This window comes from Nitrospirota bacterium, assembly GCA_016212215.1.
Classification (GTDB): Bacteria; Nitrospirota; 9FT-COMBO-42-15; order HDB-SIOI813; family HDB-SIOI813; genus JACRGV01.
The window spans coordinates 1-24333 of record JACRGV010000074.1; the positions used below are offsets into that span (position 1 = coordinate 1).

Consider the following 24333-nt stretch of genomic DNA (forward strand, 5'->3'; position numbering starts at 1 on the left):
GGTTGTATTTGAAAAACAAAGTGACGGGAGAATTGAAGCATATAAAATTATATTAGAAGGAACTCAAACTGAAACAGCACAAGATTCTATTCTTAACTCAGAGATAGTAAAAACGACAGCACATGGATCAAAAGAAATATCCGAATTATTTGGAAATAAAATATTTGATTACCCAAAACCATCTACTGTATCTAAACATTTATTAAATATTGCTACAAGTGAAGGAATAATCCTTGACTTCTTCGCCGGTTCCGGCACTACAGCCCAAGCAGTTATGGAACTGAATAAAGAAGACGGGGGCAACCGCAAATTCATTTTAGTACAACTGCCTGAACAATGCGATGAAAACAGTGAGGCTTGCAAAGCGGGCTACAAAACCATCGCCGATATTGCCAAAGAGCGCATCCGCAGGGTAATTCAGAAAATTAAAAAAGAGAAAGCAGAGAAGCCTGATTTGTTTGATGAAGGCAACTTGGACTTAGGTTTCAAGGTATTCAAGCTGTCACCCTCCAATTTCAAAATCTGGAGAGGCGCTGAAATAGACAGTGAAGAAAAACTGGTGCAACAGATGGATGCCTTCACCAACCCCGCCAGACCCGGCGCAGAGAAACAAAACATGCTCTATGAGCTAATGCTCAAGGCAGGCTATGAACTCACAAGCTCAGTGGAGTATGTCTCCCAAAACCACCCCTCACCTCAGTCCTCTCCCCATGAGGGGAGAGGAAGTATAAGCGTTGAATCCTCTCCTGCTGAGGGGAGAGGAGGTTTAAGAGTCCAATCCTCTCCCGTTGCGGGGAGAGGAAGTATAAGCGTTCCCTCCCCCCTTGCGGGGGAGGGCCAGGGTGGGGGGTATTACAGCATCAACAACGACCTCATCATTGCCTTAGATGCAATGAATGAAAAAATAATAGAGCAAATCATTGCCGCCAAACCGCAAAAGGTCATCACTCTTGATAGCCTGTACACCGGCAACGACCAGTTTAAGACAAATACCGTATTGCAGATGCGTGATGCGGAGGTGGATTTTAAAACGATTTAGCTGTGAATAATATTAGTGATACCTTATTTTAGGAGGGGGCATGTCAGATAAAAATTTAGTATCAATGGGAAGCAAGTCTTTTGAAGACCTGAAGAAAGTAAATGAATACGGAGCAGAATATTGGAGCGCGCGGGAAATTCAGTCTCTCTTAGGGTATACACAATGGAGGCGATTTGAAGATGCCATTAAAAGGGCACTAACTTCTTGCAAACAATCAGGGAATGAGCCTGCCCATCACTTTGCCGGCGCCGGCAAACCGATCGAGGGTGGCAAGGGCGCAGTGCAAACGGTGTAGGAGGAAAGTGCAATGAAAGGCATAAGAGATACTTCAAGTGAGACCTATCGCCAGTTGATGGGGAATGGCTTACAATATGAAATCCCTAAATTTCAGCGGGATTATTCCTGGGAGACGGAGCATTGGGATGATCTGTGGCAGGATATACGCTCATTAAACTCTGATGAATCCGAGCATTATATGGGCTATCTTGTGCTGCAAAGTTCGGATAATAAAAATTTTCAGGTAATTGATGGACAACAAAGGCTTACTACTTTGAGCATACTTGTCCTTGCGGTTTTAAAGTGTCTGCAGGAGTTGGCGGATAAAGGAATCAGCACTGAACAGAATCTCAGGCGCAAAGAAGCGTTGAGGAGTAGTTATATAGGTTACTTAGATCCTGTAACACTTATTTCCCAAAATAAGCTGAAACTGAATCGCAACAATGATGATTATTACAGAAACTATCTTGTGCCTCTCCAAAGCCTGCCTCTCAGAAAAATAAATGTTTCAGAAAAGCAAATGAGAGGCTGCTTTGAATGGCTATACGAAAGGATCAAAAAAGAGTATGTCACCGGTGAATCGCTGGCAGGCTTTGTAGACACTATCGTTGATAAACTTTTCTTTACAGTAATCAAGGTCTCTGATGAATTAAATGCCTTCAAGGTTTTTGAAACACTTAATGCAAGGGGCGTGAAGCTTTCGTCATCCGACTTGCTGAAAAATTATCTGTTTTCAGTGGTAGACGCCACCAATCCCCACAAATCGGAATTGGATAAAATGGAATCGTTATGGAGTAAGGTCATCGGCAAGCTTGGGAGTGAAAAATTTCCAGAGTTCCTGAGATGTTACTGGAACAGTCTCAACAAAACAGTCAGAAAGAATGACCTCTTCAAGGCTATCAGGAAAGATATTAAAACAAAAGGAGATGCCTTTTCTCTGATTCGCGCATTGGACAATAATGCAGATGTATACATGGCACTGCAAAATCCTGAAGATGACCTTTGGAAGGGCAAACAGGAAATTTCAAGTTATCTGAGAGACCTTAAAATGTTTCAGATTAGACAGCCTTTTTCGCTTCTTATGGCCGCTTATAACTCACTGGAGGAATTAGAGTTCAGACGTGCTTTAAAGGCATGTTCTATAATTTCATTCCGCTATAATGTCATTGGAGGTCTGAACCCGAATGAACAGGAAATCGTTTATAATGCAGCCGCATTGAGCATCCGGAAGAACAGAGTGTTTAATATTGGTGACTTGCGGGATATTTATCCCGAGGATGAACGCTTTGAGAATGAGTTTGCCGGTAAGATTTTTAAAAGCACACCCAGGAATCACAAAATTGTAAAATATATCTTTGCTGAGATTGAGAGGTATAAGTATCATACGGATATAGATCAAAACAGTGACCTTTATACAGTTGAACATATAATTCCGGAAAGTGCCCCTGACAATATACCCGACAATACAATTGGTTCATGGAGTTATCTTGGAGATGATGTCATTGAGAGATGTGTTTATCGTTTGGGAAATCTGACCCTTTTAGAAAAAGCACTGAATAAAGAAAGCGGAACAGAAGGTTTTGATAATAAGAGAGTTGTTTACCCCAGAAGCAGCATTCAATTAACCCGGACTATAGCTGAATATTATAGTGAATGGACAGAAGAAAATATATCTAAGAGACAAGCCCGCATGGCTATTGAAGCCAAATCAATATGGAGGTTACAGTTCTGATTTATGAAACTCCACTTCGACAGCAATCAGGAATATCAGATAGAGGCCGTAAGAGCCGTCACGGATCTTTTTGAGGGGCAGCCTTTGAGCGGCGGGGGATTTGAATTTTCATTGACCAAAGCCGGTGTATTGCTTTCTGAGAACGGCATGGGAAATAGACTGACATTGACTGAGGGGCAGGTATGGGAGAATTTAAAGCAGATACAGAAGCGGAATGATATTACTTCACCCAAGGTACCTCTCCTTGAAAATGAGAGCGGTGAATTCCGTATCCCATACGGGATGAATTTCTCTGTGGAGATGGAGACAGGCACGGGTAAAACTTATGTGTATCTGCGCACCATCTATGCATTGAACAAACTCTATGGTTTCAAGAAGTTTATTATTGTTGTCCCATCAATTGCCATCCGTGAAGGGGTCTTGAAAAATCTGCAAATCACACATGAACACTTTCAGACCTTATATGACAAGGCACAGATCAATTATGATGTATATGACAGCAGGAAGGTCTCCAATCTAAGGGGCTTTGCCTGTAATAATGCCATTCAGATTCTGGTTATAAACATTGATGCCTTTGCCAAAGATGAAAACATCATCAACAAACCCAATGACAAGCTCACAGGCAAAAGGCCTGTTGAATTCCTCCAAAGCACCAACCCGATTGTGATTGTGGATGAGCCGCAGAATATGGAGACAGAAATACGTAAAAAGGCGATTGAAAATCTCAATCCGCTTTGCACACTCCGGTATTCTGCCACCCATACCAACCTTTACAACCTGATATATTCCCTCAATCCGGTAAAGGCTTATGATTTAGGTCTGGTAAAGCAGATTGAGGTTGATTCCGTAGTCAGCGAGAATGCGATGAATGAGGCATTTATTCAGGTGGAGAGTATAAATGCAGCAAAAACTAAAATTACGGCGAAAATCAGGATTGATTGCAATACGGATAAAGGGGTGGTGAAAAAATCAGTCACTATCAGGGCCGGTGATGATATTTATAAACTCAGCAGGCAGAGAGATATTTACAAGGACGGTTTTATCATTGATGAGATTGATGCAGGGAACGGCACTATCACGCTCACCAACGGTTTGATGCTTTCCATAGGTGAAACACAGGGCGGGATGAATGATGAGGTTATGAAGTTTATGATTCAGAAAACCGTTGAAGAACATCTCAAAAAAGAGAGGGTTTACAGGGGTAAAGGTATTAAAGTGCTTTCATTATTTTTCATTGACAGGGTAAAGAATTATAGGGAGTATGACATCAGCGGAAACCCTGTTAAAGGGAAATTTGCCCGTTGGTTTGAGGAAATTTATATGCAAGAGATTGCCAAACCTGCTTTCAATGGTTTACTGCATTATGCCCCTTATGATGTAGACGAACTTCACAACGGTTATTTCTCACAGGATAATAAGGGCAGAATAAAAGATACAGGCGGCGAATCCCTGGCAGATGATGATACCTACAAACTTATCATGCAGGACAAAGAAAAACTGCTTGACCAGGAAACCCCGCTCCGCTTCATCTTCAGCCATTCCGCATTGCGGGAGGGCTGGGACAACCCGAATGTATTTCAGATATGCACGTTGAATGAAACCAGATCAGAGATAAAAAAGAGGCAGGAAATAGGCAGGGGCCTGCGCTTATCAATAAATCAAGACGGACAAAGAATCTTTGACCGTAATATCAATAAATTAACAGTCGTTGCTAATCAATCGTATGAAGACTTTGCCAGGGCACTCCAGCAGGAAATTGAGCAGGATTGCGGTGTTGATTTCACCGGCAGAATAAAAGACAAAGGGAAAAAGCAGAACGTCAATCTGCGTAAAGGTTTTGAGGCAGACCCGAAATTCTTACAGATATGGGAGAAGATAAAATTTCACACCCGATACAGAGTTGAATATAAGACAGATGAATTGATTGCACTGGCTGCAAAGGCCGTAGAGGACATGCCGGAAACCAAAAAGCCCTCAATCAAATCAACCAAGAAACGGGTTTTGATAACTGCCTCCGGCGTTGAGGGTAAATTAATGAGTGACAGTGTCAACGATAGCAACGGAACGGCATTTGAAATACCTGATACGCTGGCCTATATTCAGTCAAAGACTGAATTAACCCGAAGCACAATTCTGGAAATACTCAAACGGTCCGGAAGGTTACATGAATTGCTGCTCAACCCTCAGCTTTTTATGGATAATGCTGTGGAAAAAATTAAATCCGTGTTGTTTGAATTGATGATTAATGGAATAAAGTATGAAAAGATTGGTAACAAGTTTTATGAGATGACATTGTTTGAAGAGAATGAATTGGAAATATACCTTGACCGGTTCACCTTTACGGTGAATGACCCGGATAAAACCATTTATGATAACTACATCCCTCTTGAGTCATCCGTAGAAAATCAGTTTGCCGGAGATTGTGAGAGTAGTGAGAATATAGAGTTCTTTTTTAAATTGCCTTTTTGGTTTAAGATCAATACACCCATAGGAACATATAACCCTGACTGGGCAATAGTTTTCAAGGGAGAAAAGAAATTCTATTTCGTGGCAGAGACAAAAGGCAAAGGTCAGGAATTAAGAGATAGTGAAAAATGGAAAATTGCCTGCGGTAGAGTTCACTTTAAACAGTTGGAAGATGTAGAATTTCCAAAAGAACCGGTTACATCAGTTTCTGAACTGATTGGAAGATATTTATAGGAAAACATCATGTAATTAAGAACCTATTTAAATCTTCCGGGTTAATTATCCTGTCTATGAAATAGGAAATAGTGGAAATCGTGGGAATCAAGCAATGAGTCTTTCTGCTTTAGTCTTACTTCTAACTTCTTGCATCTAACTTCTGCTCATAACCCATCTCTCAACCCTTCTCCGTATGCCCGACAAGCCAGAACACAATGCCGAGGATGAGGACGATTCCTCCGAGGATCATGGCGTCGTGTATCTTTTCTGTACTCATGCTGGCTACGAGAATCTTTCTGATTACAGCGGCGATGGCAAGGGTAATAAATGAATTTATGGCAAATTTGCCGCCTCTCAGGTGATGTATCTCAGCATTAAGAAGCTCGCCGATGGCCCATATCATCAGCAATGTACCAAGTATCTTTAATATGCCGGTCTCAACAGTTACTTCTCCTGATGCAATACTATAAATCTCATAACCAACGAACCCAAGTACAAACAGGGCTGCTACCATGAGTATAAATATAAGAACCAAATCTACACTGAAGGCGAACTTCCTTGCAAACTCAATCAACCCTATTTCAAGTTTCCGCGGGAGGACATGAGACCTCAGCTCTTCCTCTCTGTATGATATAGTCATAACATCAAGATTGAGATCAAGGATTTTATCGAGGCTATTTATAACCATGTCTTTCTGCTTGCTGCATCCGAACTCATCCGTAAGCACTTTATAACAGTATCTGCGGACAAAATTTAATGAGGCATTAACATAATGCCCCGGCAGTCCCACTTTTACATGAACCTCGCCGACCCGGTATAAACTCCGCAGGTATTCCTCGTTGTATTCTCCGGAAAAGATATGCAAAAACCAGTATGTTACCTTCTCTTTATGTCTCGCAATAACCTCTTCATCAGTAAGAAAATGGGATGCCTTATCAAATCTGAGGACATAATCATAAAATTTAGATATGAACTCATCTTTGTGCCTCTCTGCCAGTCCTCTGACAGACTTCAGATTTTCAGCATCCTGGTCGGATATAGCATAAGCCTTTTTCAATTCTTCCATGGATTCCATAGTAGGTTAAATTATATCTCATAAATATTATTGGAGTCTATAGGAATTTTAGCATAGGGTGAACCGCCATGAAAACCCCACCCTCACCCGGACCCTCTCCCTGAGGGAGAGGGTGCTTAGTTTATTCCCTCCCCTTCAAGGGGAGGGGTAGGGTGGGGATGGGGTTGATTTTCGGATGAATACAGGTAGGAGGTATTTATATTCCCATCATGATTCATTTGGCCGTCCGAGCAGTCTGGCAAGTTCCTTACACGCGGTATCATCCACTAACGCGAGTATTTCATCACCTTCTTCCAATATTGTACCGCCTCGGGGCAGTACCATTTCGCCGTGTCGAAGTACTCCAGATATGATGCAATTCTGAGGCAGGGTGAGGTCTTTAATAGCCATGCCCACAGCGCGGGCACGCGGGTAGATTTTCTCTTCAACCAGGGAATACTTTCCGCGGCTTAGTTTGAACATAGTCATCATATCGCCGAGCGACATTTCTTCCTCTATTAATTTCGCCATGATGTCGGACTGGTTAATTGCCACGTCCACCCCAAAATCCGGTGAAAAGAGTGCAGCGTTTTTTGGATTATTAATACGGCCGATGATGCGGCGTACCCCATATTGAAAGCGGGCAAGCAAGGTAATTACCAGGTTATCGGCGTCTTCTGATGTAACAGCGGCAAGTACCTGTGCCTTCCGAATACCGGCTGTCTCCATGACGTGCGGGTCAGTGGCATCACCTTCGAAAATAACCTCAGTAGGGAGTTCACGGTGCAGGTTAGTTAGTATCTCAGGCTGCCACTCAATCAGTCGTACCTGATGCCCTTGTGCAAGAAGGAGCGATGCCAGATGAGAACCGGTCCTGCCTCCCCCAACTATAATTACAAACATGATTATCCCTTTCCTTTCACCCGAAAATCAACCCCATCCCCACCCTACCCCTCCCCTTGAAGGGGAGGGAATCAACATAGCCCCCTCTCCCTCAGGGAGAGGGTTAGGGTGAGGGTGGGGTTTTCATTGCCATTTGTGAGCCCTCGGCTCATGACGGTTCATCCGAAACTCTCCTCCGGCGGGGTAAGAAAACCCCGCCTATCCATATCTACGAGGATAGGCGGGACTTTCTTGTCCCGCTGATTTTCATTCCCCTTTGTGAGCGATTCGCTCATGGATGTTTCTTAAGTATAAGACCCCGCAAAGCAACAGCGCCTTCTGTTGTTGCACTCACTTGAAGCAGGTCATGGGTTTGAATAATAGTTTCCGGACCGGGCAGGGATGCGCGCCCGCCCCTAACAATACTGACAGGCAGGGCGCTTCCTGCAGGGATCAGTTCGCTGACTTTGTGCCCGTTCCATGACTCCGGTACAATAATTTCGTAGATCTGCACCTCTCCATGACCAATAGCGCTGATGCCCTGCAGTTCCGTCTGAAGGATAAGCTGTTCCATACGCCTTGCACCCCATGAGGATGATGCAACAGTTTGCAAACCGAGTTTTTCATATATAGGCATACGTACGGGGTTGTATACCCGGGCGACAACATGTTTGATGTGGAAAAAGTCACGGGCTATGCGTGCACAGATGAGGTTGACACTGTCCGACGAAGTTACAGCGGCTAATGCATCGGCTGTCTCTATCCCTGCCCGTTTGAGTACATCCTGGTCAATACATTCCCCCTGCACAGTCCGTCCGCGAAACTGTGGGCCCAGCCGGTCAAAGGCACGCGGGTTCACGTCGACCACACTTACAGTATGCCCCTGGTTGTAAAGTGACAGTGTCAGCTCTACACCCACACGGCCGCAGCCGACTATAATGATTTTTTGAAGGGTCTCATTTCCCATAACTTAGTCCTTCCTGTAATCGAATGTTTCTTCCACTGCGGGAACTTTTTCATCTTTCATGTGGTAAGGTACCTCCATAACTACTATATTCTTCTGGCGCAGAAGGGCAGCACGCAGGATAATCGCTGTATTCATGTGCAGAAAATTCTGCCACCAATGGGCCGGCACATAATGCGGCACAACAATAGTCAGCATCTCCTGCGGCCGGCGGTCTTCCGCCATTTTTTCAATATGACCGATAACCGGTTCGATCAACTGCCTGTAAGGAGAATCAATAACAACCAGGCGGACGCCATTCCCCCACTGGTCCCACTTGCGTTTGAAGTTCTCAGCCTCTACCGGATCCGTGGCAACATACAAGGCTGTAATATCTTCTGAAAGTGATGCCGCGTACCGCAGGGAATACAGCACGCCCCGATGTACGCCGCTGACAAGCAGCAGGACACGATTTCGCTTCACCCGTGTCGGCGCGCCGAAGTTTTCAAGCGACAATTCTCCGGCAAGGTCTCTGTAGTAGTAGTGAATACGATAGAAGATCAATACCAATAGCGGTATCAGCAGGGCAACAACCCACGCACCCTGAGTGAACTTGGCGATGGTAAAGACTACTGTGACGATAGCTGTGACAATGGCGCCGATGGAGTTGATGACGAACTTGAGACGCCATTTTGCATCATATCGCACCACACCGCCCTGTTGAACAATCTCTTCGCCCTCTTTCAGCTTGCTGGATTTCAACCATCGAACGGCCATACCGGTCTGGGAAAGTGTAAACGAGAGAAAGACTCCGATGGCGTATAATGGTATTAACGACGTTGTTTCAGCCCGGAAGATAATGATAAGTATTGAGGAGAATACTGCGAGTGAAACTATCCCGAATGTAAAAACCAGCCGGCTTCCGCGATATGTGAGCTGGCGCGGCAAAAAACCATCGCCTGCCTGCAGGGCGCCCAGCCTGGGAAAATCGGCAAAGGATGTATTGGCGGCCATAATAAGTATCATTGTAGTAGCGCTCAGCAGTACGTACCACAATGTTCCCCTGCCCCATACAGTGCGTCCCAATTGTGATATAACGGTTTCTGTCCACGAGAACTGGGCGCCGATCTTGTATGAAAGGAAGGTAATGCCTAAAAACATAACCGACAGGATGGCGCTCATCCAGACGAGTGTAATACCCGCATTGCGGCTTTTCGGTTCTTTAAATGCCGTTATCCCGTTGGATATAGCCTCAACACCGGTAAGAGCCGTACACCCGCTGGCAAAGGCACGCAAAATCAGAAAAAGGGACAGACCTTGAATGGCCCCGGTCTCTGCCGGTATTATGTCTGTCACCATACCAAGTGAACCGTTGAGGTATTTAAAGAGTCCGATGCCCAGAGTTATAATCGTCATCCCAAGGAAAAAATAGGTCGGAACAGCAAACGTGACGCCGGACTCTTTTACTCCCCTAAGGTTAATCAGCATCATAATAAAGACTATGCAAACTGCTATCTCTACGCGATATGGGTGCAGAAAAGGAAACCCGGAAGTAAGTTGGGCCACACCTGCAGATATACTGACCGACACAGTGAGGATATAATCAGTGAGCAATGCAGCACCGGCTGTCTGTGCCGGTGACTCACCAAGATTGTCACGTGCTACAATATATGCCCCGCCTCCTCCTGAGTAGGCGTGAATGGTTTGCTCATAAGAAATGGTAACTATAGCCAGTAACAATACAATAGCACCGGAGATGGGTATAGAGAATCCTAATGCGGCTGCCCCTGCCAAGGCCAGAACTTCAAGTATGGCCTCAGTGGCATAAGCAGTGGAAGAGAGCGCATCCGAGGCAAAAACAGCCAGGCCTACCTTCTTGCTGACAGTCTGGTGCGCAGCTTCTTTAGAGGATAAAGCTGAGCCGATCAGGAGGCTCGTCAGTGATCGCCTTGGAGCCGGGCTTGTATGATGAATAGTTGGTCCACTCATCTTATTTGACCATTCATTGCGGGGTATATTATCAGGATAAGAATTTTGTGTCAATGCCAAACAGGGGCCGCCGGACAGGGGGATGAACCGGCAAAATAAAAATATATAGAATTTCTCAAGAGATATTGCTAAAGTATGTGCATGTATGTGATCGAGATGTACTTATGAAAATACTCACAGCAATAGACGGCTCATTCCATGCAAATATAACCGCACGATATTCGTTTGCGCTTGCAAAGATATTTAAGGCAAAGCTGTTTATAGCAACAGTTCTGAATAAAAATATCAGCGATAAGAATGAAAACGATGCTGAAAATAATATTGAAAAGATACTGCATGAAGGGAGAGAACAGGGACTCAATATAGAAGGTATTATAATGACCGGTGATGTGGTAGGTTCAATCGCCGAATTTGTAAAGAACAATTCTATTGACATAGTAATCTCTTCAACAAGAAGACCGCATAAAGAGAACAGGTTCATTGTTAAATCCATAACAAGCAGGCTTATGTATAAACTCCCTTGCAGTGTAATCGGCTTAAAGATTTCTCATCCAGGCCGCTCCATCAATCCAAATAAAATACTCATCCCTGTAATAGGTGACGGCTATATGGATAAGGAAAGGGCGGACATTGCAGAGGCTTTTTCAAAGGAATACAACTCCCGGATAACCGTGTTTCATGTGGTGGAGCTAAAGGACTCCCTTACAAAAAAATTAGACAGAAGAGAACTTGAACTGATAACAGTATCTGCAGAAAGACATGTCTCAACTTTTATCGAAGAGTTGAAAAAACGCGGGATAAGCGTCACAGAAAAGATAGTAACCGGGAAAAATGCCCGTGAGGAGATTATATCCGAGGCGTCACATCACAAGTATGACCTGATAATTGCAGGCGCTACAACAAGAAATATAATCAAAAGAATCGTTTCAGGAAACCCGGTGGAAGAGATTTTAAGAGATACACCGTGTGATGTTATGCTAGTACATTTTAAGTAGGTAGCAAGCAGAAGTAAGAAGTAAGATTGAAAAAATAGGCACACTAACCCGGCCCCTCTCCATGAGGTAGAGGGCACTAAGTTTATTCCCTCCCCTTCAAGGGGAGGGTTAGGGTGGGGATGGGGTTTATCTTCGAGCATATCTATGGCAATTCAGGCTCTATCTCCTGATGATGTCTATAAATACCTGCACACCTCCCCATCAGGGCTGGAAGGGCATGAGGCATCTGAGCGCCTTAAACACTTCGGTCCGAATGAGATAATTGAGACTGCCCGGAAGTCACTCCTCTATACACTTATCAAACACCTCACAAATCTTTTTGCAATCCTCCTCTGGTGCACAACAATAGTATCCTTTATCGGTGAGGCCATGAAACCGGGCGAAGGATTTATCATCCTTGGATTTGCAATCATGGGTGTAATCTTTATAAACGGCGGGTTTGCATTCTTTCAGGAATACAGGGCAGAGAAGGCATTTGAGGAATTAAAAAAACTCCTCCCTTTCAGGGTTGCTGTTATAAGAGATGGAAAGGAGATAGAGGTCACTGCATCTGAGATAGTACCCGGTGATGTGGTCTTATTAAAAGAAGGGGATAGGGTACCGGCAGATATACGCCTGATAGAATCAGCAGAGCTTAAGGTGGATGCGTCATCCCTAACAGGTGAATCAATGCCTGTTAAAAGAACATCTTCTCCTCAAAATAATGCCGACCTTATTGACAGCATAAATCTGGTTTTTGCAGGTACATCAGTTGTTACCGGCCAGGGTAGAGGCGTGGCATTTGCTACCGGCATGAGTACAGAATTCGGCAAGATAGCAAGGCTCACATCAGAGGTAAAAAGCGGCATGAGTCCTCTTGAACTTGAAACCATCCGTGTAACAAGGACTATATCAATAATTGCAGTATTTCTTGGTGTCCTGTTTTTTCTCATCGGAATCATTGCAGGCAGAAGCTTCTGGGAAAACTTTATATTTGCACTCGGGATAGTAGTTGCAAACATCCCTGAAGGACTCGTCCCCACTGTTACACTCTCCCTCGCCATGGCAAGCCAGAGGATGGCAAAGAAAAAGGCAATAGTAAGAAAACTCACATCCGTAGAAACCCTCGGCGCCGTAACCGTAATCTGCACAGACAAAACAGGGACACTGACACAAAATAAGATGTCAGTGGTTGAGGTATATACGAGTGGACAACACTGGCTTAGAAAGGGAGAACATGAACGGGACAAGAATGTCCCGCCTATCGTTAATATAAATGTGGATAGGCGGGGTTTTCTAACCCCGCCGGAAGGCGTTCCGCATGACCTCTTCCTCAAAGCCATCACCCTCTGCAACGATGCACACACGCGGGACAGCGTAATCATCGGAGACCCCACAGAAAAAGCCCTGCTTGAATTTGCACAAAACTATCTTGATATAGATACATTAAAATCAGAAGAACCGCGAATATCTGAACAGCCATTTGATTCCGTGAGGAAATGGATGGCCACCATTCATGAAAAGATACCCCCCCCCCCCCCCTTACCAAGGGGGGGCAACGGGGGGGTGGAAATAGGATTATTTATGTAAAAGGCGCTCCTGAGACAGTACTACAATTGTGTTCGAATGTAGCGATTGATAATGAGGTGATTCCTTTTGATGATATAAAAAAGAAAGAGACAGAGCAGGCATTACATGATATGACAGCTAAGGCACTGAGGGTGCTGGCGGTTGCGTATAAGCAGGTTGAAAATAATGCACCCTCCCAACCCCCCCCTCCCCTTAATCCCCTCCCGCAAGGGGAGGGGAAATGTGGAGGAAAGAAAAGGACAACAGATATTCCCCACCCCGTAACGGAAGAGGGGCCTATTTTAATATTCCCTCCCCTTCAATGGGAGGGGGAGGGTGAGCATGGGCTATCCGGGATAACCAACCTCACCTTCCTCGGCCTTGCCGCCCTTGAAGATCCGCCAAGACCCGAAGTACCTGATGCAATCAAAGGATGTAAAAGCGCAGGCATTAAGATAATCATGGTAACAGGGGATAACCCTGATACTGCAAGGGCAGTCGGAAGGGAGATAGGTCTGTTTAATGACCCGGTTGTAATAACAGGGGCAGATTTAAAGAAACAAAGTCACAAAGAGCTTTTGCAGATCCTCAAAGGAAGAGAGATTGCATTTGCAAGGGTGACGCCGGAAGACAAGATGACCATAGTCTCTGCCCTGAAAGACATAGGCGAAGTGGTTGCAGTTACGGGGGATGGTGTTAATGATGCACCGGCCCTCAAAAAGGCAGACATCGGGGTTGCAATGGGCCTGTCCGGTACAGACGTTGCAAAAGAGGCATCAGATATTATCTTAATGGATGACAATTTCGCGACAATTGTGAAGGCGATTGAGGAAGGCCGCACGGTATTTGAAAATATCAAGAAGTTCACAACTTATATACTGAGCAGTAATATCCCTGAGATTATACCCTATATAGCTTATGCCCTCCTCGGCATACCCTTGCCGCTTACTGTTATACAGATACTCGCAGTAGACCTCGGAACTGACATGCTACCTGCCCTCGCACTTGGCGCTGAACCTCCCGAGCCGGATATTTTAAAAAGACCTCCCCGCTCAATGAAAGAAAGACTCTTGTCTTTTCCCCTCCTCGCAAGGGCATATCTATTTCTCGGTCCGATTGAGGCGATCGCATCAATGGCTGGATTCTTCTGGTTTCTTTCAATAAACGGATGGACATGGGGAACTCACCTTACGCCGGCGGACCCTGTTTATCTAAAGGCCACAACAGTTTGCCTGACCGGTATTATAATGACACAAATCGCAAACGTGCTGGTCTGCCGTTCAAGGATAAACTCTGTTTTTTCACTGTCTCTTAAATCAAACAAATTGATCCTTTACGGCATCCTCACAGAGGTAATACTTTTGCTCTTCATAGTCTACACCAACGGAGGAAATGTAATTACCGGCACATCCCCTCTACCAATTTATGCATGGCTCTTCTTCATACCCTTTTCACTATTTTTATTAGGCATGGAGGAATTAAGGAAATTTATAGTAAGAGGCAAAAGAGACTAAAGTAGTACTGATAATTTACCGTTAATATTTTCACAATGGAAACTATTAAAGATAATTCAAATACTGATCTAAGGGTCAGGGCAATAAACCTGAATCGCACCTTCGCAGGAATGTTGCCCATCATCAGACGGACACGCCTCATATCCCTGAATGCTGAGATTGCATCTGCACATATCGGGGAGCAGGGTGCCCCTTTCAGCGTAGTTGTTAAAGACCTGCTTGTAATGTCTCATGAACTTTCTAAACTTATTGAAGAGATAGAAAAAATCTTTTTTGAGATGGCAAACCACATTGCAAAGTGGGGCGTTGCAGAAATGAAGCTCGACCTGTTAAAACGTTCGCTGAATAATGTCTTATCACAAAAAAATGAACCAATATTCTATGAATGGGAGTCATCCGTTAATTCAGCAGCTCTGAGAAAATGGGAGAATGAGAAGTCAAGATGCACGAAAAATTCCATTGAATATCACTTATGGAGCGAGACCATTAACTGCGGCAGGGAAATTCTGAAGAACTTGTCCACTATGGAAGGCCGGTCAAAGAAACTCTGCAGGATTATTGACAATATCAGGATGGTCGCAGTAAGACAGTGCCACTTTATCTCAATCACTGCCCTTGTTGAGTCTGCACGTGTTAATAACGTCCAGTCGGACCTGCCCACAGTAGCCTCAAATATTCGGGCACTTTCAAAAGACATTGCAGACTTTGAGGACATGGCACATGACCAGGTCCTTGCAATTACAGGTATGCTTACACGGACTGTAAACTTTATATAATCATAAGGAGAAGACTAAATGTTAAGCCATGAACTGTTTAATAACGCCAGGAGAAGGTGGGTATATTTTGGTAAAGATCCAAAGCGTCCACAAACACTTATAGATACAAATCAGTATCTCATAGTAAATGATGAAAAGGGGTTACTCCCTGACCCGGGCGGACTTGAGATTTTTCCTTCAATGATTTCTGCCCTCTCAAAAGAGATAGAAATGGATAACGTAGAATCTATATTTGCCTCGCACCAGGACCCGGATATTTGCTCTTCTCTTTCATTATGGCTTTCAGTCTGCAAAAACCTCCAGGCAGTGTATGTTCCCTGGGTATGGAGCATGTTTATCCCTCATTTTGGCGGAGGAAGGGAACTCACGTCTGTCCCTGACGAAGGGACTATCCTGCCGCTAGGCGGTAGCAATGACCTGAAACTAATACCTGCCCACTATTTACATTCATCAGGCAATTTCTCCCTGTACGACCCTGTTGCAAAGATACTGTTCAGCGGGGATATCGGTGCCGCCCTTCTTCCGCCCGACTATGATGACATATTCGTCAAAGACTTCAATAATCACATACAGTATATGGAAGGCTTTCACAAAAGGTGGATGCCATCTAATGTTGCGAAGAATAAATGGATAGGATTAATCAGAAAACTCGATATAAACCTGATGTGTCCCCAGCACGGCGCCATCTTTAAGAAAACCGATATACAAAAATTTCTTGACTGGTTTGAACAACTAAATGTCGGGATAGCGGTGTAAGACTTCTTACGAAAATTAACCCCATCCCCACCCTGCCCTCCCCTTGAAGGGGAGGGAAATTTCCTCTCCCTCAGGGAGAGGATTAAGGTGAGGGTGGGGTTAAAACTCACAGATAAGGTTTAACCTATCCCACATCCATTTCAGTCTTTATCGCCTCCATCTGTTGTTCCAATATAGAGTGTTCTTTCCCAGCCGGAATGTAAGATTTCGAAAGACAGCATCTCTTGTATTTCTTACCACTGCCGCACGGGCAGGGTTCATTTCTTCCTGGTTTATTCATGTGGCGGATCCTTTTGTTAGAATAGATAGGAAGAGGATATTATAAATAAACTGATATTTCAAGAGCAGCCAACTTTTTAATTTAAATCAAAGATTTAAACTATACACCGGCACTTATAATTCTTTTATCCTGTTTATCTTCTCCTCAACATTACTTTTTGTCACCATCATAAATTTATACTTATCATTTATACCACCCCATATATTCCCTATTTCTTCCTTATATTCACGGTCAGCAAGGTGTTGACCTTTGTATTCAAGGACGACAATCTTTCCTGATTTTGTTTCAAGGATAAAATCAGGATTTAATGGGTATGGTAAATAACCCTGTATGTAGAATCCTCCTTGATCTAAATTCCTGAACCACCATTTGACATTACTCATATCATCAATGGCCTTTGCCAGCCTGTATTCCTCATCATTTTATCCTCGCGTTTAAATGCAGCCAGTGTTGAGACTATAATACAGACATTATCCTTTATATCCGATACACGAAGTGAAATAGCCTCTTTGTTGTCAAGTACAACCACCTTCTTATCAAAGTACTCGTCAATTGCATATCTGTATGGATGCGTACTGTCCCTCATGGCATTAAGCGTTTGTGTCCTGATGGCATCGGATGGAACAAACCAGACAACCAGACCTTTATAATCTTTTTCTAAAAGGTAATGGTCATATATCTTGCCGACACTATGGCTTGCAATAAGTGTTTTCCCACCGCCTGTTGGGACTTTGACGCAGATAAAAGGAACATTCGGCATGTCCTCTGTAAGGATATGGAAGGTTTATCCGTAATCTCTATAAAGGCAGACTTGGCAGGATTTTTGGAAGAATTATCCCTTAAATTTTTAAGATATTCTTCCAGACTGTCAATAACTGCCTTCTGATAGTTTTTAAGTTCCATCAAAAGCCTCTTACCTCGTAAGGTATCTGTTTGAAAGTAATCTTTAACTCTGCAAGGACTTCAGCATCTAAGGTACAACTATCCGCATATACAATCTTTTGTTTGCCTGTTTTTTTAAGCATTGGAATAATCTTCCCGTTAAGAATATTCTTCTTGTCCTTTTTATATATCAGGTAGTATTCTATGTCGCTATTCTCTCCGATAAAATAATCCTCTATCTCCCTTTCTTTCAGATCAAGCCTCGTCTCAGAGAAGAATATATACCGTGCAAGATCAGTATAGACAACATCATCGTTAATAAGACCATGAGCATTAAAAAGCTCGGCATCGAGGATCTATGTAGATACTTTGACCTTATTGTAGTAATAAGGCAGAAGTGCCTTTAAAGCCTCAAGGTTATCACCTTTGATGATCAGATTTTCACTCTTGCCTATTGATAAGGAATCAACCCTTTTTAAAAGCCTGAAGGGGACCTCCTTATCATGGTTTATAACCTGCTTTTTCCCTATCCAATCAAGCACCGGCATAGCTGAAATTACCTCACCATTTTATTTTTTCACAAATCTTTACATAAGCCTGTAGCACTGTCAAGCATAATGGATATATGTCAAACGTAATATAGCAAATATGTCCCAATACTGGATAGGGTTTTAGGAAACATAGCGGTCAGAAATATTGGAAAGCAGGTAAGTAAACTTATGCGGTGTTTTGAAACGTACTTCTTTAACCTATTGAAATTCCATGCTTAGATTGTTTAATAATATTCTGTGAAAGCTGTGTTCCCCCTACATGTAGGGCATTCGGGTCTGTATAAATGTGAAGCCCGATGGGGCGTAAATCAAGATTTATAACAACAGAGTCCACCTCAACATACAGCTCAAATAGCTTTTTTTTACCCATCGTAATATCCGCATAATTCTTTCCAATTTTGACTTCAACATCGCCTTTCTTTTTTAAATTGTCCTCAACCTGAATAGCTGTTTTGGCTGGCGGAGAATAGACGTTGAATGATAGCTTTATCCCGTCAGGTTCTACACTATATGAAAAAAGGGGGGTTCCGGAAATGAGGAGGACATTTTCACAATCCTCAAATAAATTGGAGCCGAGCTGGATACGATTCATGCGGCTTTTCTCAGTTTTAAACAAATTGTACCACCACTTATTACAGGTTTTATTCCGGTTCCACCAGGCACCGGCAACGGCATACGGATTGAACTTCCTGCCTCCAAAAGGACGCCGTGAGTTATTGGAAAAAGATTTGCATAGTGCATCCTTGTAGATTCCGGTGAATGAAATATAAAGACGCCCCTGTGACCAATCATCTCACGCATCTTATTCCTTATTTGTCTTATTCGAGTTAAAAAAACAATCTGTTCACTAGCTGTGATATTGAATACATCTATTGCAACCTCCCTTCCATCAAAATCACCTAATGAGGTCGCTTCATCTACCCAACGAAGCGAATAATCATAGTTAGTAGCATTTTCAATGAGTCTTATAATCTCTATGCATCTTTCCGGCTTCATTCAACTTTATCTCTCTTATCCAGAAAAAAGGTGATAAAATTTGTGGCAATAGAGAGCGAGTTCTGGGCTTCTTCCTTCTCAATATTATCAACATAGTAGTCTGCCTTTATTCTACGAGAGCAGATTAACTCCAGTTTTTCCATCTGCTCAGGACCTATAAATCCATATTCATCACACAAGATTCCCGGAAGTTTGTGGTGAGGCCAATAGTAGCCACCCTTCGGCGCCTTTTGTGGGGGATTAATATCCATGGTTTTTAAATAGTGCCATGCTGCAAGGTATACTGCATAATATGCACGCGAGACAGATGATTCATAAAAGCCATTTTTGATTAGCGACCTTGATGCTTTGATGTTATTACGAGCCTTTTTTTTCATTTAATTGACCATACATGATATATCTGAATTTACAATATAAGAATCATTGCTTTTTCATGAACAGATTAACCTCGCAATCTTGACCCATAGGTAAATCGAAAAATTCGAGCTTCATCCTACTCTCTGGATTAATAGGTGTCAAGGGGATCTATTAGAACCATTTTAATTAATATGGTTATCCGCTTGACTGCCGTATATAGGGTAATTATTCCTATCCCCCTTTTCTGTCGCTACATATCAGGCCGTGGAGGGATGCGGATACGAATTGGCTCCCTAGTGATAATAAATCCGAGCAAAGGGAAGAATTTGTTTCTTTGAGATAAGCAATATAATTATAAAACTCATCAGGGAACATATAGACGACGCGTGTAATTATGCATCGTTTTTATCTGCTATGAGTAAGCCTGTAATTTCTGTCATAGCAGCTAAGGGTCTGTCATAAAATAACCTATACATTTATGCATCTCATCTTCCGGCCATCTTTGTGTGCTCCTCAATCGCAACCCCTCAGCGTAGACTCAACTACGCCTTCGGGTTTGCTCAATCGGTCGCACTCAAACCTGACCGAAATCTGAGCGCCTAAATGCACAAGTTATTTCATGACAGACCCTAAACAATACTCCATCAGGTATCCTGTTCATGTGGCTGCAAAAATCTCTGCACGATGTAGGCTGGAAGATTCTCTTTGACAGTTAAAGTAGCTATATGGTATTTATAACATATGGTAGCAAAACTGGTACACAGAGAAAAGAATGTGTTAGAAGACGGGTCTATTGTAGAAATGGTAATATGGGAGCTGCCGGCAAAAAGTCCTGAGCGTCAACACGGAATCAAATATCGGCTCTATTACGGCACAGTAAATGGAACTTGTATTGTAAGATACGATAATGAAACCGGCAAGGGAGACCACAGGCATTATAGAACTATTGAAGAGGCCTACCGCTTCGTTGATGTTGAAACTTTAATGGCGGATTTCCTGGCAGATGTAACAAAAGCGAGGAGGGAAATATTATGACTAAAAAAATCAAGGTCGGCATTAGCACACTTACTGAATCGGCAAATCGTTTTATTGATGCATGGCACAAGTCTGAACAAAGAGAGCCTGTCAGGGAGGAAGAACTGCTTAATTTTGAAGATATTGATACACTTTTGAGGGTTCTCACACCTGTCCGCTGGACCCTATTACAATCATTACGCCGAGAAGGACCAATGAGCATCAGGTCTCTATCTAAGCTGTTGGAGAGGGACTATAAGAATGTCCATACTGACGTACAGGAATTAATGCGTATTGGTCTTTTGACCCCAACCAAGGACGGTTTGATTATGGTTCCATGGGATACTATTATTGCTGAAGTCAGGCTTGCAGCAGCATGAGTAGTAACTTATTTTTATCTGATATTGGCTCCCCGGGTAGGATTCGAACCTACGACCTAGCGGTTAACAGCCGCTCGCTCCGCCGATTGAGCTACCGGGGAATTTTTTGAAATTTGATGTTGCACATTATATATAAGTGCAGGAGATTAAGTCAATAGGTAGTTATGTAGTTTTACTATTACCTGGTCTGTAACACCCCTGAGGGATTCAAAGACCCCTTCACCTTTTTGTGCGACAGATTCATAAGCAGGGATGCCTGCTGGGTTTAGCAGTCTGTTCATCTCGTCTACAGGCATTATGCCGGGCAGATCCCTTTTGTTATATTGTAGGACAAAGGGGGTATAATTTAAGTCCGTATCCAGTAATGATAAATCCTTTTTAAGGTTCTCCATACTCTCAATATTTGCATCCATCCTTGCAACCTGTGAGTCTGCAACAAAAATGACGCCATCCATGCCGTTTATTATGAGTCTTTTGCTCTCTTCATAAAAGGTCTTTGCCGGTATTGTGTAGAGATTAACCTTCAGGGTAAATCCACTTAGATTGCCTAAGTACAGCAATAGAAAATCAAAGAAAAGTGTACGTTCCTTCTCTGTGGTTATAGAGGCGAACTGTCCCCTGCTCTCAGGGTTGGTATTATTATAGATATAACGTACGTTCTCTGTCTTCCCACATAGGCCGGGGCCGTAATAAATAACCTTACACTCTATCTCATGTGTGGAGTATTGTATTAAAGGCATATATACAGGCCCTCTAAACCGAAAAATGAAGTTGTTTTTTATTTTTCGGTGCAAACGTAAGATTTGAGTCGTTTACAAGGAAAAGCTGGCTGGACAAAACGGAGCATACTCTTTTATGTACGTGAGTATTTGGACAGTCAGTTTTGACGCCGTAGTCGGCCAAATATTGCGTTTGCATGAAATTATAATAGGGGGTGTTCATGCATCGCCTTCAATCTCTCCCACCGCCTGTCTACTTCCTGCTGGAATTTTTCAACCAGGTCTTTATGTTCAGGTTTGGTAAGGTGTTTGGTCTTACCCATCAGCTTCAGCCATTCAGTAACATGGACCTTCTTCCCCTTCTCTTCAGGGTTATAGGTAATAATTGTCTTTCCATGTACAATCTCATATAACGGGAAGAAACAGGAGTCAACTGCCGCCTGAATAATCTCAAGCCCGATCCTCTCTTCACTCTTCCATTCAAGGGGACATGCAATCAGTATCTTTCCGTAAACCAGCCCCTCATTCTTCGCATAATACTGTGCCTTAGTCGCCTTCTTAATAAGGTCCCGATATTGGGTTGCAATTCCAGTGAATACATAAGGTATATTACATGATGCCATAATCTGGGCTGTGTCCTTATGCTGATACCGATTACCAGCCTGATAAGGCCCGACATGCGAAGTTGTTGTAGCATGACCGATCGGGGTTGAGAAAGACAACTGGGCACCGGTATTCATGTAGCCCTGATTATCGTACTCAAGTATAATCATCTTGTGATTTCTTAATGCCGCACCAATGGTATGTCCCATACCGATATCCATGCCGCCGTCACCGGTGATCATAACAAATGTTATATCTTCGCTATCCGGTAACTCTCCCCTCCTCTGTCTTTCGCGGAATGCCTCTACCACACCGCTGAGGGTGGATGCACCGCTCTGAAAGAGGTTGTGTATATAGGTAACATTATGTGATGTGTAAGGATAGCCGGTTGTAACCACCATCCCGCATCCTGTGTGGAACAGTACTACTACATCACCCTGAATCCCTTTAAAGAAGGTATCGAGTCCAGGGAAAATTCCGCACCCTGAGCACGCAGAATGTCCCTGAGAAATCCTCTTTGGTAACTCGTTCAAAGGTCTTGCGCTGATGCCTTTGAAATCAAGGAAATCCCCTGTTTTTTCATCCTGTGTAACAGTAATAAGGTTGCGCGTTGTATCCTCTTTTGTAAGAGGCTTCTGTATCTGTACAGGAGTATAATTTGGGTCACCCGGTGTTGCACCTACGTATTCATAAGGTATTTCGACCTTCCCTTTCAAGGCAGTATCCATAGCCTCATTAAGCATATCAATGGCATCTTCCATATAAAACTCTTTGCCGCCAAGGCCGTATATGCGGCTTAGTACAAGTGTCCTGTTCTCCTGGTCATCTTTAAGTGCCGCCTTTACCTCAAGTGTCATATTGCCGCCCCATGCACCAAAGGAATCCTGACGGTCTGCAACACATAGGGCCTTAATATTCTTCATCGCTGCCCTGATCTCCTTTGCAGGAAATGGTCTGATGACATTCGGCATAATCACGCCTACCTTGTGTCCCTCTGCCCTCAATTTATCCACTGCCTCTTTTGAGGTTTCAAAGGCAGAGTTAAGTATAAACAGCGCCGTCTCAGCATCTTCCATCATATAGTTATCAAGCAGACCATAGCGCCTGCCGCTTATCTGATAGTAACTCTCAAAGACCTCATCAAGACGATTGTATGCGGCCTCCATAGCCATTGCCTGCTGTTTCTTATTGTTGATCAGGTCAGGGTCGTTCATGTAAGGGCCTATTGTAACAGGATTTCTTGGGTCAACTGAAATATACTTTGGCGGATGTGAACCTACAAAATCCTGAACAATCTTTTTGTCTGTAAAATACTGTACCCTGCGTTTCTGATGACTTGTGAAAAAGCCGTCATAAGTTATAATGACCGGCAGTCTTACGTCCTCAAGCTCACCGATCTTTACACCAATTATATTCATGTCATAAGCTGCCTGCGGGTCCTTTGCCAGAAGGATAATCCAGCCGCAGTTCAGTGCCATCATAACATCACTGTGGTCGCATCTGATGTCGAGAGGTCCTGATACAGAGCGTGCTACCAGATCAAGCACCATGGGAAAACGTGTACCTGATTGAACCGGCATCTGCTCTATGGCATAGAGGAGACCGTTGGCAGACGTTGCATTAAAGACCCTTGCGCCTGTAGTTGATGCACCGTAACATATTCCTGCAGCGCCATGTTCACCCTCACCATGAACCATTACGATATTATGTTCACCCTCTGCCTTCATCTCGTCTATATTCTCTGCAATCTCTGTTGAAGGCGTAATGGGATAGAACCCCATTAAATGAAAATCTATCTGGCTTGCAGCCAGAGCGGTCATCTCATTTCCGCTTAAAAACCCAGTCTCCTGCTTCGCCGCTTCCCTAACCTCTGTACCCATTTTTCCTCCTGATTAATTATGTATTAAAAATAAATTCATTACTTTCATCCGAAAATAACCCCATCCCCACCCTAACCCTCCCCTTGAAGGGGAGGGAATCAACATAGCCCCCTCTCCCTCAGGGAGAGGGTTAGGGTGAGGGTGGGGTTTTCATTGTCCTTTGTGAGCGCCCCGCTCATGAAAGTTCATCCGAAAATCCCCATAGCTCACCCTCCCCCTAACCCCCTCCCGTCAAGGGAGGGGGGATCTTCGGCAATCTTTCATATCTCCCCTCCCCTTGCGGGAGGGGACTAAGGGGAGAGGGCCTCATTTTCATCATCCTTTGTGAGCCCATGGCTCATGACGGTTCATCCGAAAATAACCCCCCCATGCCCCCCCTTGAACAAAGGGGGGGATTGCCGTTGGCCATTGAGCACCAAAGGAACTTTCCCCCCCTTAACAAGGGGGGGCTTGGGGGGGGTGGTTTTCATCCTCCTTTGTGAAAC

General features: G+C 43.7%; 24 protein-coding genes, 1 tRNA gene and 1 pseudogene. 11 read left to right on the plus strand and 15 right to left on the minus strand.

Annotation, left to right across the window (positions count from 1 at the left end; all coding sequences use genetic code 11):
* The 4 genes and pseudogenes from HZA08_06345 (at position 1) to HZA08_06360 (ending at position 5747) form a co-directional block, all read left to right on the plus strand.
* Positions 1-667 (plus strand): annotated as a pseudogene (locus HZA08_06345) (site-specific DNA-methyltransferase).
* A gap of 412 nt (positions 668-1079) precedes the next feature.
* Complete coding sequence (locus tag HZA08_06350; GenBank protein ID MBI5193047.1) at positions 1080-1334, plus strand: hypothetical protein; 255 nt, start codon at positions 1080-1082, stop codon at positions 1332-1334.
* 12 nt (positions 1335-1346) lie between these two features.
* A complete protein-coding gene (locus HZA08_06355; GenBank protein ID MBI5193048.1) occupies positions 1347-3047 on the plus strand; it encodes a DUF262 domain-containing protein in 1701 nt (566 codons plus the stop codon).
* A gap of 3 nt (positions 3048-3050) precedes the next feature.
* Positions 3051-5747, plus strand: coding sequence for a DEAD/DEAH box helicase family protein (locus HZA08_06360; protein MBI5193049.1), 2697 nt, complete (start codon positions 3051-3053; stop codon positions 5745-5747).
* Positions 5748-5907: 160 nt separating this feature from the next.
* Here the strand turns inward: HZA08_06360 and HZA08_06365 are convergent, their stop codons facing one another.
* The 4 genes from HZA08_06365 to HZA08_06380 form a co-directional block, all read right to left on the minus strand.
* A complete protein-coding gene (locus tag HZA08_06365; GenBank protein MBI5193050.1) occupies positions 5908-6804 on the minus strand; it encodes a phosphate-starvation-inducible PsiE family protein in 897 nt (298 codons plus the stop codon).
* Between the two features lie 207 nt (positions 6805-7011).
* Positions 7012-7686, minus strand: coding sequence for a TrkA family potassium uptake protein (locus HZA08_06370; GenBank protein MBI5193051.1), 675 nt, complete (start codon positions 7684-7686; stop codon positions 7012-7014).
* Between the two features lie 271 nt (positions 7687-7957).
* A complete protein-coding gene (locus tag HZA08_06375; GenBank protein MBI5193052.1) occupies positions 7958-8632 on the minus strand; it encodes a TrkA family potassium uptake protein in 675 nt (224 codons plus the stop codon).
* Positions 8633-8635: 3 nt separating this feature from the next.
* A complete protein-coding gene (locus HZA08_06380; protein MBI5193053.1) occupies positions 8636-10597 on the minus strand; it encodes an APC family permease in 1962 nt (653 codons plus the stop codon).
* Between the two features lie 164 nt (positions 10598-10761).
* Here HZA08_06380 and HZA08_06385 point away from each other — a divergent pair, with 164 nt between their 5' ends.
* The 5 genes from HZA08_06385 to HZA08_06405 all read left to right on the plus strand — a co-directional run bounded on the left by HZA08_06385 (position 10762) and on the right by HZA08_06405 (position 16186).
* On the plus strand, positions 10762-11592 hold the full coding sequence (locus HZA08_06385; GenBank protein MBI5193054.1) for a universal stress protein: 831 nt from the start codon (positions 10762-10764) through the stop codon (positions 11590-11592).
* 144 nt (positions 11593-11736) lie between these two features.
* The gene (locus tag HZA08_06390; protein ID MBI5193055.1) at positions 11737-13161 is read left to right on the plus strand and encodes a cation-transporting P-type ATPase; all 1425 of its coding nucleotides are present in this window, start codon (positions 11737-11739) and stop codon (positions 13159-13161) included.
* Positions 13162-13271: 110 nt separating this feature from the next.
* The gene (locus HZA08_06395; protein MBI5193056.1) at positions 13272-14654 is read left to right on the plus strand and encodes a cation-transporting P-type ATPase; all 1383 of its coding nucleotides are present in this window, start codon (positions 13272-13274) and stop codon (positions 14652-14654) included.
* Positions 14655-14689: 35 nt separating this feature from the next.
* A complete protein-coding gene (locus tag HZA08_06400; protein ID MBI5193057.1) occupies positions 14690-15430 on the plus strand; it encodes a hypothetical protein in 741 nt (246 codons plus the stop codon).
* Positions 15431-15448: 18 nt separating this feature from the next.
* Positions 15449-16186 (plus strand): MBL fold metallo-hydrolase, encoded by a 738-nt coding sequence (locus tag HZA08_06405; protein MBI5193058.1) that lies wholly within the window; start codon positions 15449-15451, stop codon positions 16184-16186.
* A gap of 124 nt (positions 16187-16310) precedes the next feature.
* On the opposite strand, the gene HZA08_06410 is transcribed toward HZA08_06405, so the two are convergent.
* The 8 genes from HZA08_06410 to HZA08_06445 all read right to left on the minus strand — a co-directional run bounded on the left by HZA08_06410 (position 16311) and on the right by HZA08_06445 (position 19272).
* Positions 16311-16466, minus strand: a complete 156-nt coding sequence (locus tag HZA08_06410) for an SEC-C domain-containing protein (protein ID MBI5193059.1) — start codon at positions 16464-16466, stop codon at positions 16311-16313.
* Between the two features lie 113 nt (positions 16467-16579).
* On the minus strand, positions 16580-16849 hold the full coding sequence (locus HZA08_06415; protein MBI5193060.1) for a hypothetical protein: 270 nt from the start codon (positions 16847-16849) through the stop codon (positions 16580-16582).
* Complete coding sequence (locus tag HZA08_06420; GenBank protein ID MBI5193061.1) at positions 16846-17226, minus strand: DEAD/DEAH box helicase family protein; 381 nt, start codon at positions 17224-17226, stop codon at positions 16846-16848. Before HZA08_06420 ends, HZA08_06415 begins: the two co-directional genes overlap by 4 nt.
* Complete coding sequence (locus HZA08_06425) at positions 17124-17369, minus strand: hypothetical protein (GenBank protein MBI5193062.1); 246 nt, start codon at positions 17367-17369, stop codon at positions 17124-17126. Before HZA08_06425 ends, HZA08_06420 begins: the two co-directional genes overlap by 103 nt.
* 335 nt (positions 17370-17704) lie before the next feature.
* Complete coding sequence (locus HZA08_06430) at positions 17705-17896, minus strand: hypothetical protein (protein MBI5193063.1); 192 nt, start codon at positions 17894-17896, stop codon at positions 17705-17707.
* A gap of 196 nt (positions 17897-18092) precedes the next feature.
* The gene (locus HZA08_06435) at positions 18093-18491 is read right to left on the minus strand and encodes a hypothetical protein (GenBank protein ID MBI5193064.1); all 399 of its coding nucleotides are present in this window, start codon (positions 18489-18491) and stop codon (positions 18093-18095) included.
* Positions 18488-18895 (minus strand): hypothetical protein, encoded by a 408-nt coding sequence (locus HZA08_06440; GenBank protein MBI5193065.1) that lies wholly within the window; start codon positions 18893-18895, stop codon positions 18488-18490. Before HZA08_06440 ends, HZA08_06435 begins: the two co-directional genes overlap by 4 nt.
* Entirely contained in the window at positions 18892-19272 is a 381-nt protein-coding gene (locus tag HZA08_06445; GenBank protein MBI5193066.1) for a HEPN domain-containing protein, read from the minus strand. The genes HZA08_06440 and HZA08_06445 overlap by 4 nt, the downstream gene beginning before the upstream one ends.
* Before the next feature lie 721 nt (positions 19273-19993).
* On the opposite strand from HZA08_06445, the gene HZA08_06450 reads away from it, so the two are divergent.
* Both HZA08_06450 and HZA08_06455 read left to right on the plus strand, forming a co-directional pair.
* Positions 19994-20287 (plus strand): hypothetical protein, encoded by a 294-nt coding sequence (locus HZA08_06450; protein MBI5193067.1) that lies wholly within the window; start codon positions 19994-19996, stop codon positions 20285-20287.
* Complete coding sequence (locus HZA08_06455; protein ID MBI5193068.1) at positions 20284-20646, plus strand: hypothetical protein; 363 nt, start codon at positions 20284-20286, stop codon at positions 20644-20646. The genes HZA08_06450 and HZA08_06455 overlap by 4 nt, the downstream gene beginning before the upstream one ends.
* Before the next feature lie 25 nt (positions 20647-20671).
* Here HZA08_06455 and HZA08_06460 read toward each other — a convergent pair.
* From HZA08_06460 to HZA08_06470, 3 genes are all read right to left on the minus strand, one after another.
* Positions 20672-20747, minus strand: a tRNA-Asn gene (locus tag HZA08_06460).
* A 45-nt stretch (positions 20748-20792) separates the two neighbouring features.
* Complete coding sequence (locus HZA08_06465; GenBank protein ID MBI5193069.1) at positions 20793-21386, minus strand: gliding-motility protein MglA; 594 nt, start codon at positions 21384-21386, stop codon at positions 20793-20795.
* A 182-nt stretch (positions 21387-21568) separates the two neighbouring features.
* Positions 21569-23848: a pyruvate synthase gene (locus HZA08_06470; protein MBI5193070.1), complete on the minus strand. Its 2280-nt coding sequence runs from the start codon at positions 23846-23848 to the stop codon at positions 21569-21571.
* Positions 23849-24333: the final 485 nt, after the last annotated feature.

What these genes read in the sequence shown, in the direction of transcription:
- HZA08_06350 (MBI5193047.1), top strand. Translation starts at nt 1,080, where the DNA reads ATGTCAGATAAAAATTTAGTATCAATGGGAAGCAAGTCTTTTGAAGAC.
- HZA08_06355 (MBI5193048.1), top strand. Translation starts at nt 1,347, where the DNA reads ATGAAAGGCATAAGAGATACTTCAAGTGAGACCTATCGCCAGTTGATG.
- HZA08_06360 (MBI5193049.1), top strand. Translation starts at nt 3,051, where the DNA reads ATGAAACTCCACTTCGACAGCAATCAGGAATATCAGATAGAGGCCGTA.
- HZA08_06365 (MBI5193050.1), bottom strand. Translation starts at nt 6,804, where the DNA reads ATGGAATCCATGGAAGAATTGAAAAAGGCTTATGCTATATCCGACCAG.
- HZA08_06370 (MBI5193051.1), bottom strand. Translation starts at nt 7,686, where the DNA reads ATGTTTGTAATTATAGTTGGGGGAGGCAGGACCGGTTCTCATCTGGCA.
- HZA08_06375 (MBI5193052.1), bottom strand. Translation starts at nt 8,632, where the DNA reads ATGGGAAATGAGACCCTTCAAAAAATCATTATAGTCGGCTGCGGCCGT.
- HZA08_06380 (MBI5193053.1), bottom strand. Translation starts at nt 10,597, where the DNA reads ATGAGTGGACCAACTATTCATCATACAAGCCCGGCTCCAAGGCGATCA.
- HZA08_06385 (MBI5193054.1), top strand. Translation starts at nt 10,762, where the DNA reads ATGAAAATACTCACAGCAATAGACGGCTCATTCCATGCAAATATAACC.
- HZA08_06390 (MBI5193055.1), top strand. Translation starts at nt 11,737, where the DNA reads ATGGCAATTCAGGCTCTATCTCCTGATGATGTCTATAAATACCTGCAC.
- HZA08_06395 (MBI5193056.1), top strand. Translation starts at nt 13,272, where the DNA reads ATGACAGCTAAGGCACTGAGGGTGCTGGCGGTTGCGTATAAGCAGGTT.
- HZA08_06400 (MBI5193057.1), top strand. Translation starts at nt 14,690, where the DNA reads ATGGAAACTATTAAAGATAATTCAAATACTGATCTAAGGGTCAGGGCA.
- HZA08_06405 (MBI5193058.1), top strand. Translation starts at nt 15,449, where the DNA reads ATGTTAAGCCATGAACTGTTTAATAACGCCAGGAGAAGGTGGGTATAT.
- HZA08_06410 (MBI5193059.1), bottom strand. Translation starts at nt 16,466, where the DNA reads ATGAATAAACCAGGAAGAAATGAACCCTGCCCGTGCGGCAGTGGTAAG.
- HZA08_06415 (MBI5193060.1), bottom strand. Translation starts at nt 16,849, where the DNA reads ATGAGTAATGTCAAATGGTGGTTCAGGAATTTAGATCAAGGAGGATTC.
- HZA08_06420 (MBI5193061.1), bottom strand. Translation starts at nt 17,226, where the DNA reads ATGCCGAATGTTCCTTTTATCTGCGTCAAAGTCCCAACAGGCGGTGGG.
- HZA08_06425 (MBI5193062.1), bottom strand. Translation starts at nt 17,369, where the DNA reads ATGGAACTTAAAAACTATCAGAAGGCAGTTATTGACAGTCTGGAAGAA.
- HZA08_06430 (MBI5193063.1), bottom strand. Translation starts at nt 17,896, where the DNA reads ATGCCGGTGCTTGATTGGATAGGGAAAAAGCAGGTTATAAACCATGAT.
- HZA08_06435 (MBI5193064.1), bottom strand. Translation starts at nt 18,491, where the DNA reads ATGAATCGTATCCAGCTCGGCTCCAATTTATTTGAGGATTGTGAAAAT.
- HZA08_06440 (MBI5193065.1), bottom strand. Translation starts at nt 18,895, where the DNA reads ATGAAGCCGGAAAGATGCATAGAGATTATAAGACTCATTGAAAATGCT.
- HZA08_06445 (MBI5193066.1), bottom strand. Translation starts at nt 19,272, where the DNA reads ATGAAAAAAAAGGCTCGTAATAACATCAAAGCATCAAGGTCGCTAATC.
- HZA08_06450 (MBI5193067.1), top strand. Translation starts at nt 19,994, where the DNA reads ATGGTAGCAAAACTGGTACACAGAGAAAAGAATGTGTTAGAAGACGGG.
- HZA08_06455 (MBI5193068.1), top strand. Translation starts at nt 20,284, where the DNA reads ATGACTAAAAAAATCAAGGTCGGCATTAGCACACTTACTGAATCGGCA.
- HZA08_06465 (MBI5193069.1), bottom strand. Translation starts at nt 21,386, where the DNA reads ATGCCTTTAATACAATACTCCACACATGAGATAGAGTGTAAGGTTATT.
- HZA08_06470 (MBI5193070.1), bottom strand. Translation starts at nt 23,848, where the DNA reads ATGGGTACAGAGGTTAGGGAAGCGGCGAAGCAGGAGACTGGGTTTTTA.